Raw genomic sequence first — 11,331 nt, 5'->3', positions numbered from 1 at the left:
CGACTTCTCCGGAGACCAGCATGACCATTTCTGCGACCGCCACCGAGAACGGGCCCGGGAACGAGACCGGTCCCGCGCCCCGGCTCACCGTCATCGGCACCGGCTATCTCGGTGCCACCCACGCCATCTGCATGGCCGTCCTCGGCTACGACGTCCTCGGCGTGGACGTCGACCCCGACAAGATCGAGCGGCTCGCCTCCGGCGAAGTGCCCTTCTTCGAGCCGGGACTGCCCGAACTCCTCGCCAAGGCCCTGGACTCCGGCCGACTGCGCTTCACCACGAGCTTCGCCGAGGCCGGCGCGTTCGGCGACGTCCACTTCATCTGCGTCGGCACCCCGCAGCAGAAGGGGTCGTACGCCGCCGACCTCACCTATGTGGACGCCGCCGTCACCGAACTCGCCCGGCACATACGCGGACCCGCGCTCGTCGTCGGCAAGTCCACCGTGCCGGTGGGCACCGCGGCCCGGCTCACCGAACTCCTCCACAAGACCGCGCCCGCCGGCGCCGACGCCCAACTCGCCTGGAACCCCGAGTTCCTGCGCGAGGGCTACGCCGTGGACGACACCCTCCGCCCCGACCGGCTCGTCTTCGGCACCACCTCGGCCTGGGCCGAGGAGCGGCTGCGCGCCGCCTTCGCGCCCGTCATCGCCCAGGGCACGCCCGTCGTCGTCACCGACCTGCCGACCGCCGAACTGGTCAAGGTCGCCGCCAACTCCTTCCTCGCCACGAAGATCTCGTACATCAACGCGATGGCCGAGGTCTGCGAGGCGACCGGTGCCGATGTCACCGGGCTCGCCACCGCCCTCTCCTACGACGACCGGATCGGCGGGCGCTTCCTCAAGCCCGGGCTCGGCTTCGGCGGCGGCTGCCTGCCCAAGGACATCCGTGCCTTCACCCACCGCGCCGAGGAACTCGGCGTCGGGCAGGCCGTCGCCTTCCTCCGCGAGGTCGACGGCATCAACCAGCGGCGGCGCGCCCGCACCGTCGACCTCGTCCGCGAGCTCGCCGGCGGCGCGCTCGCCGGGCGCCGGATCACGGCGCTCGGCGCCGCCTTCAAGCCCAACTCCGACGACATCCGGGACGCGCCCGCGCTCGATGTCGCCCGCACCCTGCACGCCGCCGGGGCTGTCGTCACTGTCGTGGACCCCGCCGCCGTGCCCAACGCGCGCCGCGCGTACCCCGAACTCACCTACGCCACCGATGCTTTGGCCGCTGCCGCGGGCTCCGACGTCGTTGTCCTGCTCACCGAGTGGGCTCAGTTCCGTGAGATCGATCCCCACGTCATGGGTGACGTCGTCGCCCACCGCCGTATCGTCGACGGCCGCCACGCCTTGGACTCCGTCCAATGGAGAACGGCCGGCTGGGACTACCGCGCCCTGGGCCGCCCCTGACTCCGGAGTCCGGTCCCCCCGCGGAGTGCGGCCCCCTCCTACGGAGGGAGGGTGCCCCTTTAGGGGCGCGGGGAACTGCGCGAGCAACCCACCACCGGGCCGGTGGTCGCAAAACAACAGCGTCTGCCCCGCTGGGGGCGGCTTTTTGTCCGAAGGCCCGCGCGGGCTGGGCGCGCAGTTCCCCGCGCCCCTGAGGGTGACCGTCCTCCGCCAGCGCAGAAAAAGACCTCGCTCGCCGCCAGGCGAGAAGGCACCGCCCTCCGCGGGAGGAGGGGCACCGTCAGACGGTGGTTACCGTCACTCCCGCGGAGCGAAAAGCGGCGATCTCCTCGGCGGGAGCCGACCCGTCGGTGACGATGACGTCGAGCGAGCCGGCGGCGGCCACAAAAGCCAGGGCGGTGCGCGAGAATTTGGCGGCGTCGGCGACGGCGACGACCCGCCGGGCGGCCCGGACGGCGGCCCGCTTGACGGCGGCGTCGGCCAGGTCATACGCCGTGAGACCGTCGGCCGAGGTCAGGCCACAGCACCCGATGACAGCCGTGTCGAACCGCAGCGAGGCGAGAGAAGCCTCGGTGAGCGGCCCGGTGAGGGCCAGCTCGCCGGGCCGCGGCTCGCCCCCGGGCAGCAGCAGCCGTACCTCCGCCGCCCCGGCGAGGGAATTCGCGGCGTGCAGCGAGAGCGGCATGACGGTGAGCCGCCGGTGCTCGACGGCGCGGGCGACCTCCAGGCAGGTGGTCCCGCTGTCCAGGACGACGGACTCCCCGTCGGCGAGGAGAGCGGAAACCGCCGCGGCGATCCGCCGCTTCGCCTCGGTCCCGTCCTGCGCGCGCAGCGCGAACGGCGGCTCCTCGCCGCGCAGCAGCAGGCTGCGGGCCCCGCCGCGGTACCGCTCGATGACGCCCTGCTCGGCAAGCACTTCAAGATCACGCCGGATCGTCATCTCGGAGGTCTCGGTCAGCTCGGCCAGCTCGGCGACGCTGAGCCGCCCGGCCTCCCGTACGGCCTCGGCGATCTTCCGCAGCCGCTCGGCCGCGGGCCCGGACATCGTGCTCGTCATACCGTCATCGAACACCCGCAATGTTCGTATTGCAACTTTACAAACAGAGAATCTGTTCGTTACGTTCGCGGTATGGAGAGATCCCTGCGCGCCGGCCGGCTGGCCACCTTCGGCTTCTTCGCCCTGAACGGCTTCGTCCTGGGCATGTGGATCGTGCACATCCCGGCCGTGGAGCACCGTGTCGGCATCAGCCACGCGGTGCTGGGCTGGCTGCTCCTGCTGCTCGGCGGCGGCGGTTTCGCCGGTATGCAGCTCGCGGGCCCGCTGTCGGACCGTATCGGCGCGCGCAAGGTCGTACCGGCCAGTGCCGTGCTGTGCTCGGCGGCCGTGGTGCTGCCGGGCCTGGCGACCAACCCGTGGGCGCTGGGCGCGGCCCTGCTCGTGCTGGGCTTCGGCAACGGCTGCCTGGACGTCAGCATGAACACGCACGCCGTCCAGGTCGAGCGCGGTTACGGGCGGCCGATCATGTCGGCGTTCCACGCCGTCTTCTCCGTCGGCGGTGTCGTCGCCTCGCTGCTCGGCGCGCTCACCCTCAAGCTCGGCTGGAGCCCGGTGGTCACGCTGGGCGCGGCGGCGGTCGTCGCCATCGCCGCGTCGCTGCTGGCCACGCCCGCGCTGCTGCCCACCGAGCCCCCGCACGAGGACGACGCCGCACCGGCCGGCGCCCTGGACCCGGGTGCGAAGCGCAGGCCGAGGACGCCGCGCCGGATCTGGGTGCTGGCCGCGCTCGCCCTGATGCTGATGCTCAGCGAGGGCGTCGCGAACGACTGGAGCGTGCTGCACCTCAAGGACGTGCTGGACGCCCCGGCCGCCACCGCCGCCCTCGCCTACGGCGCCTTCGCGACGGCGATGACCGTAGGACGCTTCGTGACCGACCCGGTCGCCGCCCGTATCGGCACGGTCGCGGTGCTCCGCTACGGCTCGGCGATCGCCGCCGTCGGCCTGGCCACGGCCTCGCTGACGCATGTGGTGCCGCTCGCGCTGGCCGGCTGGACGGTCTTCGGGATCGGCCTGTCCGGCTGTGTCCCGCAGCTCTTCAGCGCCGCGGGGCACGCGGACCGGTCGGCGGCCGGCGCGAACGTCTCGCGGGTGGCGGGCCTCGGCTACCTCGGCATGCTCGCGGGCCCCGCGGTGATCGGCCCGCTGACCCACTTCATGCCGCTGAACGCCGCCTTCGTCCTGCCGATCGCCTTCTGCGTCATCGCGAGCGTGGCCGCGGGCACCCTCGCCCCGGGCGAGGCGTCGCACAATGCGCCGGTCACCGGAACGACCGCCGGACCGAACCAGGACGAAACGGTAGAAACCGGAAAGGTTTAGGCCGTATTTGTTTGCAGTGTGCACGGTCCCGGGTAGGCGGCGACGCGGAGTCGGAGGGCACGGCTCCACTGGCCCGACTACCCCGAAAGGCAACCGTGACACAGCTTGTCGTCGAGCACGTGAGCAAGGTCTTCGGCAGAAAGCCGAAGGAAGGAGTACGACGCCTCCAGGAAGGCGCCGACCGTGAGCAACTGAGGGAGGAAGGGACGACCGCCGCGGTCGTCGACGCCTCCTTCACCGTGGAGCAGGGCGAGATCTTCGTCGTCATGGGCCTGTCCGGATCGGGCAAGTCCACGCTGCTGCGCATGCTGAACGGACTGCTGGAGCCCACCTCGGGCAGGGTGCTGTTCGACGGGCGGGACCTCACGGCCCTGCCGGCGAAGGCCCTGCGCGACCTGCGCTCCCGCAGGATCAGCATGGTCTTCCAGCACTTCGCGCTGTTCCCGCACCGCAGTGTGCTGGAGAACGCCGCGTACGGCCTCGAGGTGCAGGGTCTGCCGCGCGCCGAGCGGGAGAAGAAGGCGGCGGAGGCGCTGGAGCTGGTCGGGCTCGGCGGCTGGGAGAAGTCCTGGCCCGACGAGCTGTCCGGCGGTATGCAGCAGCGCGTCGGGCTGGCCCGCGCGCTGGCCACCGACGCCGAACTGCTGCTGATGGACGAGTCCTTCTCGGCGCTCGACCCGCTGATCCGCCGCGACATGCAGGACCAGCTGATCGACCTCCAGCGCCGTCTGCACAAGACGATCGTGTTCATCACCCACGACCTCAACGAGGCGATGCGGCTCGGCGACCGGATCGCGGTGATGCGCGACGGCCGGATCGTCCAGATCGGCACCGCGCAGGACATCCTCACCGAGCCCGCCGACGACTACGTGGCCAGCTTCGTGCAGGACGTGGACCGTTCCCGGGTGCTCACCGCGGCCTCGATCATGGAGGAGCCGCGCGCGCTGGTCGGCCCGGACGACGCCCCGCGCGCCGCGATGCGCGTACTGCGCACCGACCACGCCTCGGCGGCCTTCGTCGTGGAGGGCGGCCGCAAGCTGCTCGGCACGGTCACCGAGGAACGGGTCGAACGCGCCCTGGACGAGCAGCAGCGCCCGCAGTCGCTGGAACAGCCGGGCGCCGCGCTCCACAAGACCCCGAACCCGTCCGCCGACGAGGGCGACACCGTGCGCGACCTCATGGACACCGACTGCGTGACCACCCGCGCCGACACCCCGCTGTCCGGGCTGCTCACCCCGGCCTCGCGCACCACGATGCCGCTGGCCGTGGTGGACGGCGACGGCCGCCTCAAGGGCGTCATCCCGCGCGTCGCGCTGCTCGCCGCGCTCGGCGACCACGCGGACGGCGACCACGCGGACGGTCAGCCCACGGACGGCCACCACCTGGGCGAGGGCGCGGCCGACGAAGACCCGGCCGGCCACGGAAGGGAGGCGGCCAGTGCCTAGGATCCATCTCGGCAACTGGGCCGAGGACGTGGTCAATTGGCTGACCGACCACCTCTCCTGGCTCTTCGACGCGATCAGCAGCGTCGTCAACCACCTCTACGACGGCGTGGAATGGGTGCTCGGCGGCCCGCCGCCGCTGCTCATGGCGGGCATCCTCGCGGTGATCGCGCTGTGGATGCGCGGCCTGCCCGCCGGTGTGCTGGCCTTCCTCGGCTTCGCGCTGATCGACTCGATCGCGCAGTGGGACGAGGCGATGCAGTCGCTGTCGCTGGTGGTCGTCTCGGGCGTGGTGGCGCTGCTGCTCGCCGTGCCGCTGGGCATCTGGGCGGCGCGCAGCCGCGGCGCGAGCATGGTGGTCCGGCCGGTCCTGGACGTCATGCAGACGCTGCCCGCCTTCGTGTACCTGATCCCGGCGATCATCTTCTTCAGCCTCGGTACGGTCCCGGCGGTCATCGCCACGATCGTCTTCGCGATGCCGGTCGGTGTCCGCATGACCGAGCTGGGCATCCGGCAGGTCGACGCCGAACTGGTCGAGGCCGCCGACGCGTTCGGTACGTCGCCGGGCCGCACCCTGCTGCGGGTGCAGCTGCCGCTGGCGCTGCCGACGATCATGGCGGGCGTCAACCAGGTGATCATGCTGGCGCTGTCCATGGTCGTCATCGGCGGCATGGTCGGCGCGGAGGGCCTGGGCTCCACCGTCTTCGGCGCGATCAGCCAGGTGAACATCGGCCTCGGCTTCGAGGGCGGTGTCGCGGTGGTGATCCTGGCCATCTACCTGGACCGGATCACCGGCGCGCTGGGCGACCAGGTCTCGCCGCTGGGCCGCCGCGCGCTCGCGCTGGCCCGCGCGAAGGTGTCGCTGCACGGCTTCGGTGTGCTCCGCTACCGCCCGCGCCCGGCCGTCGGCCTGTCCGCCGTGGTCGTCCTGGCGCTGATCGCCTGCGGCACCGGCGTCTTCGGCTCCGACGACGACAACGGCGGTACGACGCAGGCCGGTTCGAACGTCGGCAAGGGCAAGGCCGTCACCATCGGCGCCTTCAACTGGGACGAGTCGATCGCCTCGGCGAACCTGTGGAAGCAGGTCCTCGACAGCCGCGGCTTCAAGACGAAGGTCAGCACGTACGACCCGGGCGCCGCCTTCACCGGCCTGGCCAACGGCGACCTGGACTACCTGACCGACGCCTGGCTGCCGACCACCCACGCCTCGTACCTGAAGCAGTACGGCAAGGACTACGCCGACCTCGGCAAGTGGTACGACAAGACCACGCTGGAGGTCTCCGTCCCGTCCTACGTCAAGGGCGTCAAGACCATGGCGGACCTCAAGGGCAAGGGCGGCCAGTTCGGCGGCAAGATCATCGGCATCGAGCCGGGCGCCGGTGAGATGAAGCTGCTCAACTCCAAAGTGCTGCCCGGCTACGGCCTCGACAAGGAGTACAAAGTCGTCGCCAGTTCCACCTCCGCGATGCTCGCCGAGCTGAAGCGGGACTACGCGGCGCACAAGCCGGTCGCCGTCGTGCTGTGGTCGCCGCACTGGGCGTACAGCACGTACGACCTGACCAAGCTCGCCGACCCCAACGGCCTGTGGGGCGCCGCCGACTCCATCCACAACATCGCCAACAAGAAGAGCGCGGCCGACGACCCGCAGGTCACCGCCTGGATGAAGAACTTCCACCTCTCCGAGGAGCAGCTCAGCTCCCTGGAGGCGGACATCCAGGCCGCGGGCCAGGGCAAAACGGCCGACGGTGTGAAGAAGTGGCTGGACAAGAATCCGGGCGTCGCCGACAAGATGGCGCCGGTGACGAAGAGCTGACACTTCGTCAACATCACGGGTGCGGTACGGGATTCACAGGATCCCGTACCGCATCGCGCTGGTGACGGCCGCCGTCCGGTCGGTGACGTCCAGCTTCGCGAAGGCCCGCAGCAGATGGGTCTTCACGGTGGACTCGCCGATGAACAGACGGCGGCCGATCTCGGCATTGGTGCAGCCCTCGGCGACCAGCCGCAGCACCGCCGTCTCGCGCTCGGACAGCCGGGGGCGTTCCGGCCGCGCCCGCAGCGAGTCGACGAGGCGGGCGGCGACGGACGGGGCGAGCACGGTCTCGCCGCGCGCCGCCGCCCGTACGGCGCCGGCCAGTTCGGCGCGTGCCACGTCCTTGAGCAGATAGCCCGCGGCGCCCGCCTCCACGGCCCGCAGGATGTCGCCGTCCGTCTCGTACGTCGTCAGCACGACGACCCGGCAGGGCAGCCCGGCCGCCGTCATCCGGCCGATCGACTCGACCACGCCGCCGCCCGGCATCCGCAGGTCCATCAGCACGATGTCCGGCAGCAGTTCGGCGCAGAGCGCCTCCGCGCGCGGCCCGCTGTCGGCCTGGCCGACCACGTCGAGGTCGGGTTCCGCGCCGAGCATCGCGGCCAGGCCCTCCCGGACGACGGGGTGGTCGTCGGCGAGCAGCACCCGGATCGGCCGGCCCGGCACCTTCATTGCGTCCGCCCCGGTCATCGCGCGGCCTCCAGCGGCAGCCGTACGGTGACGGTGGTGCCCAGGCCCGGCGCGGACTCCACGCGCGCCTCGCCGCCCATCTCGGCGGCCCGCGCCCGCAGTCCGGCGAGCCCGTACCCGGTGGCGGGCCGCTCCGGGTCGAAGCCGCGCCCGGTGTCGCGGACCCGCAGCCACAGCAGGCCGGTCCCGTAGTCGAGGCCGAGCGCCACGTCGGCGGCCGGGCCCGCGTGTCGCCGCGCATTGGCCAGCGCTTCCTGGCAGGTCCGCAGCACCACCACCTCGACGGCGGCCGGCAGCCCCCGTACGGTGCCGGTCACCTCGACGGCCGCGCCCGCGCCGGTCTGTTCCGCGTGCCGGGCCGCGAGCCGCCGTACGGCGTCGGGCAGCGAGCTGTCGTGCAGGTCGGCGGGGGCGCCGCCGGCCACCAGGGCGCGCGCCTCCGCCAGATTCTCCCGGGCGGTGCGTGCCATCAACGCGCAGTGGCCGCGCGCCCGTTCGTCGTCCGTGCCGATCTCGGTCTCCACCACCTGGGCGAGCATCAGCAGGCTCGTGAAGCCCTGCGCGAGGGTGTCGTGGATCTCCCGCGCGAAGCGCTCCCGCTCGGCGAGCGCGCCGCGTTCGGCCGACAGCCGGGAGACCGCCTCGCGGCTGGCGTCCAGTTCGGCGACCAACTCCGCGCGTCCCGCGCTCTGTTCGATGATCCGGATGATCCAGCTGCCGACGACCGCGGAGAAGACCAGGGTCACCGCCGCGAACACGCTGTTGTAGTAGACGTCGTGCGCGTCCGGCCGCCACAGCGCCGCCCAGCCCGCCACGGGCACGATGTTGATCACCGTGACGGCCGTCAGCGCGTGCCGTACCGGCAGCAGCATGAAGCACTGCGGCACCAGCGCGAAGGTTGCCAGCCGGGTCTCGCCCACCAGCACCGCGGGCGGCAGGAACAGCCCCACCAGCACCACCAGATAGCGCACCGACGCCCGCTCCCCGTACGCCTGCGCGCACAGCAACGGGCGCCCGGCGGCCACGTACCACGGCACCAGCAGCGCGAAGAGCCCTGCGGCCGCCGCCCGCACGCCCGTCCCCGGGCTCTCGGCGGCCAGCGCGAACAGCACGGTCGCGACCCACACGACCGCGAAGTAGCAGTCCCACGGCGCGAACGACCGCTCCCACACATCGGGGGACCGCGCCCCCGCGACACCTTGGGCAACCGGGCCGGAGGCCACGCTCAGCCCTCCTTCCGGTTCTTCCACCGGAAGGTCAGCAGACACAGCACCAATCCTCCGACGCACCACGCCCCCAGCACCAGGGCCGCCCGCCCGTACTCCCAACTGCCCGCCGGCTCCAGGGAAGCGGCGGCCTGGGGGAGGAACACGCCGCGCAGGCCCTGGCAGAGCCACTTCAGGGGGAAGAACGAGCCGATGGTCAGCATCCAGTTCGGCACCGTGTCGATCAGGATGTAGACGCCCGAGATGAACTGGAGGACCAGGAAGGGCAGGACGACCACCGAGGTCGCGCTCCGCCCCGACTTGGGCACACTGCTGATCGCGATGCCCAGCAGCGCGCACGAGGTGATGCCGAGCAGGAACAGCCACCCGAAGGTGAGCCAGCCGGTGATGTCGGACGGCAGGTCGACGTCGTACAGCGTCGTGCCGAACACCAGCAGCGCCGCCGTCTCCAGCACCCCCGTCACCAGCACCAGCCAGATCTTCCCGAGGAAGTACGCGGCCGGCGGCATCGGTGTGCCGCGCAGGCGGCGCAGCACGTGCTCGTCGCGCTCGATGGCGATCGAGACGCCCAGCGACTGGAAGCTGGTCGACATGATGCCCGCCGCGATCATCGACGCCACGTAGTACTGCGACGCCGTCGAGCCGGTGTTCTCCATGTCGTCGCCGAAGATCGAGGCGAAGAGGAAGAGGAAGACGATGGGGAAGGCGAAGGTGAACACGACCTGTTCGCGCTGGCGGAAGAAGAGCTTCAGCTCCATCGCGCCGCGTGCGAGCCCCAACCGCCAGGCGCCGGGCAGCCTTTCGCCCGCCACCGGCACCGTACGGGACGGCGTCCCGCTCCCGACGGCGGTCATGACGCCACCCCCTGACCGTCCCGCTCCCCGATCAGCCGGAGGTACACGTCCTCCAACGTCGGCCGGGTGACCCGGAGTTCGGGGACCTCGCCGCCGCCGAAACGCGCGGCCAGCTCCGCGACCGTACGCGTCGGGGTGTCCGTCTCCTCCGTGCGCCGCGTGCCGTCCGGCTCCGTCCACCGCACCGTGGCCCGCGCCCGGGCCCGCCCGGCCAGCGTGTCCGCGGCGCCCTCCGCGACGACGCGGCCCGCGCTGATCACCGCCAGCCGGTCGGTGAGCGCCTCGGCCTCCTCCAGATAGTGCGTGGTGAGGATGATCGTGGTGCCCTCCTCCGCGAGGCTGCGGATCAGCTCCCAGAACTGCCGCCGCGCGACCGGGTCGAAGCCGGTCGTCGGCTCGTCGAGGAGCAGCAGCTCGGGCCCGCCGATCACCCCCAACGCCACGTCCAGCCGCCGCCGTTGGCCGCCCGACAGCGCCTTCGTCCGGCTGCCCGCCTTCTCCTCCAGGCCCACCAGCGCGATCACCTCTTCTGCGTCCCGAGGCCGCGGGTAGTAGCGCGCGAAGTGCCGTACGGTCTCCGCGACCGTCAACTCCTGCGCCGCGCCGCCGTCCTGCCAGACGATCCCCACCTTCGCCTGCCACTCCCGCCCGCCCGCCGCCGGGTCCTCCCCGAGCACGGCCACCTCGCCGCCGTCCCGCGTCCGGTAGCCCTGGAGGATCTCCACCGTCGTGCTCTTGCCGGCCCCGTTGGGCCCCAGGATCCCGAACACCTCGCCCCGCGCGATGTCCAGATCCACCCCGTCCACCGCGGCGACCCCGCCGTACCGCTTGCGAAGCCCCCGCACCCGTACCGCCGCGTTCTGCGTCATGCGCCCACGGTCCCGCGTCGCGCCCGCCCGGGATACGACCGTACGGACACTTCCCCGTCCACCGATCGGTGGACAGCCCGAACCGGCCCGCTGTTAGGGTTCCCGGATGCCCGAGACGCTCGATGTGCCGTGGCCGCCCGCGCCCCTGACCACCGCCCGGCTCGTCCTGCGGGCACCCGAGGCCCGCGACCGACCGGCCTTCGTCGACCTGCTCGCCTCGGCCGACGTGCACACGTACCTCGGCGGCCCGCGCCCCCGCGGTGAGGTGGAGCGCGAGCTGCCCGAGGTGCCCGAACCGTGGCCCGGCAGCTTCGTCGTCGAACACGACGGCGCGATGATCGGCCACATCCTGCTGCGCCGGGCGGCGCCGACGCACCGCCCGGCCGCCGCAGGCAGACCCGACCTCGGATATCTCTTCCTGCCGCGCGCCTGGGGCCACGGCTACGCCGCCGAGTCCTGCGCCGCGGCCCTGACCTGGCTCGCCGCCGCCTGCCCGGGCGAGCCGGTCGTGCTCGCCACCCAGACCGCCAACACCGCCTCCATGCGCCTCGCGGCGCGGCTCGGTTTCACGGAGGTGGAGCGTTTCCACGCGTGGGACGCCGAGCAGTGGCTCGGCGTGCGCGCGGCCCCCGTGCCCGGCTGACCGGGCACGCGGCGGATCAGGGGCCGTCG

The 11,331-nt window shown here is 72.3% G+C and carries 10 protein-coding genes; 5 read left to right on the top strand and 5 right to left on the bottom strand.

Annotated features, from left to right (window positions below; genetic code table 11):
* The first annotated feature begins 20 nt into the window (after nucleotides 1-20).
* Nucleotides 21-1,391 carry a UDP-glucose dehydrogenase family protein gene (locus BM076_RS23210; protein WP_093715598.1) on the top strand — a complete coding sequence of 457 codons (1,371 nt, stop codon included), beginning with the start codon at nucleotides 21-23 and terminating at the stop codon, nucleotides 1,389-1,391.
* A 280-nt stretch (nucleotides 1,392-1,671) separates the two neighbouring features.
* On the opposite strand, the gene BM076_RS23205 is transcribed toward BM076_RS23210, so the two are convergent.
* Entirely contained in the window at nucleotides 1,672-2,448 is a 777-nt protein-coding gene (locus tag BM076_RS23205) for a DeoR/GlpR family DNA-binding transcription regulator (RefSeq protein WP_407640696.1), read from the bottom strand.
* Between the two features lie 72 nt (nucleotides 2,449-2,520).
* Here BM076_RS23205 and BM076_RS23200 point away from each other — a divergent pair, with 72 nt between their 5' ends.
* The 3 genes from BM076_RS23200 to BM076_RS23190 all read left to right on the top strand — a co-directional run bounded on the left by BM076_RS23200 (nucleotide 2,521) and on the right by BM076_RS23190 (nucleotide 7,020).
* A complete protein-coding gene (locus tag BM076_RS23200) occupies nucleotides 2,521-3,765 on the top strand; it encodes an MFS transporter (RefSeq protein WP_093715597.1) in 1,245 nt (414 codons plus the stop codon).
* A gap of 95 nt (nucleotides 3,766-3,860) precedes the next feature.
* Entirely contained in the window at nucleotides 3,861-5,210 is a 1,350-nt protein-coding gene (locus BM076_RS23195; RefSeq protein WP_093715596.1) for a quaternary amine ABC transporter ATP-binding protein, read from the top strand.
* Nucleotides 5,203-7,020, top strand: coding sequence for an ABC transporter permease/substrate binding protein (locus BM076_RS23190; protein WP_093715595.1), 1,818 nt, complete (start codon nucleotides 5,203-5,205; stop codon nucleotides 7,018-7,020). Before BM076_RS23195 ends, BM076_RS23190 begins: the two co-directional genes overlap by 8 nt.
* Before the next feature lie 33 nt (nucleotides 7,021-7,053).
* Here the strand turns inward: BM076_RS23190 and BM076_RS23185 are convergent, their stop codons facing one another.
* The 4 genes from BM076_RS23185 to BM076_RS23170 are packed head-to-tail and all read right to left on the bottom strand — an operon-like array spanning nucleotide 7,054 to nucleotide 10,659.
* The gene (locus BM076_RS23185) at nucleotides 7,054-7,710 is read right to left on the bottom strand and encodes a response regulator (RefSeq protein ID WP_245796238.1); all 657 of its coding nucleotides are present in this window, start codon (nucleotides 7,708-7,710) and stop codon (nucleotides 7,054-7,056) included.
* Nucleotides 7,707-8,933: a sensor histidine kinase gene (locus tag BM076_RS23180; RefSeq protein ID WP_245796237.1), complete on the bottom strand. Its 1,227-nt coding sequence runs from the start codon at nucleotides 8,931-8,933 to the stop codon at nucleotides 7,707-7,709. Before BM076_RS23180 ends, BM076_RS23185 begins: the two co-directional genes overlap by 4 nt.
* Nucleotides 8,934-8,935: 2 nt before the next feature.
* Nucleotides 8,936-9,790: an ABC transporter permease gene (locus tag BM076_RS23175; RefSeq protein WP_093715592.1), complete on the bottom strand. Its 855-nt coding sequence runs from the start codon at nucleotides 9,788-9,790 to the stop codon at nucleotides 8,936-8,938.
* Nucleotides 9,787-10,659 carry an ABC transporter ATP-binding protein gene (locus BM076_RS23170; protein WP_093715591.1) on the bottom strand — a complete coding sequence of 291 codons (873 nt, stop codon included), beginning with the start codon at nucleotides 10,657-10,659 and terminating at the stop codon, nucleotides 9,787-9,789. Before BM076_RS23170 ends, BM076_RS23175 begins: the two co-directional genes overlap by 4 nt.
* Nucleotides 10,660-10,765: 106 nt before the next feature.
* Between BM076_RS23170 and BM076_RS23165 the strand changes: the two genes are divergently transcribed.
* Nucleotides 10,766-11,302: a GNAT family N-acetyltransferase gene (locus BM076_RS23165; RefSeq protein WP_093715590.1), complete on the top strand. Its 537-nt coding sequence runs from the start codon at nucleotides 10,766-10,768 to the stop codon at nucleotides 11,300-11,302.
* Nucleotides 11,303-11,331 lie beyond the last annotated feature (29 nt).

The sequence above is a fragment of the Actinacidiphila alni genome, from assembly GCF_900112845.1.
Classification (GTDB): domain Bacteria; phylum Actinomycetota; class Actinomycetes; order Streptomycetales; family Streptomycetaceae; genus Actinacidiphila; species Actinacidiphila alni.
Note: the sequence above shows the minus strand (reverse complement) of the source record. Positions and strands in the feature narration are given on the sequence as shown.

Bases quoted from the DNA above. Each gene is read 5' to 3' on its own strand.
- BM076_RS23210 (WP_093715598.1), top strand. From the start codon at position 21: ATGACCATTTCTGCGACCGCCACCGAGAACGGGCCCGGGAACGAGACC.
- BM076_RS23205 (WP_407640696.1), bottom strand. From the start codon at position 2,448: ATGACGAGCACGATGTCCGGGCCCGCGGCCGAGCGGCTGCGGAAGATC.
- BM076_RS23200 (WP_093715597.1), top strand. From the start codon at position 2,521: ATGGAGAGATCCCTGCGCGCCGGCCGGCTGGCCACCTTCGGCTTCTTC.
- BM076_RS23185 (WP_245796238.1), bottom strand. From the start codon at position 7,710: ATGACCGGGGCGGACGCAATGAAGGTGCCGGGCCGGCCGATCCGGGTG.
- BM076_RS23175 (WP_093715592.1), bottom strand. From the start codon at position 9,790: ATGACCGCCGTCGGGAGCGGGACGCCGTCCCGTACGGTGCCGGTGGCG.
- BM076_RS23170 (WP_093715591.1), bottom strand. From the start codon at position 10,659: ATGACGCAGAACGCGGCGGTACGGGTGCGGGGGCTTCGCAAGCGGTAC.
- BM076_RS23165 (WP_093715590.1), top strand. From the start codon at position 10,766: ATGCCCGAGACGCTCGATGTGCCGTGGCCGCCCGCGCCCCTGACCACC.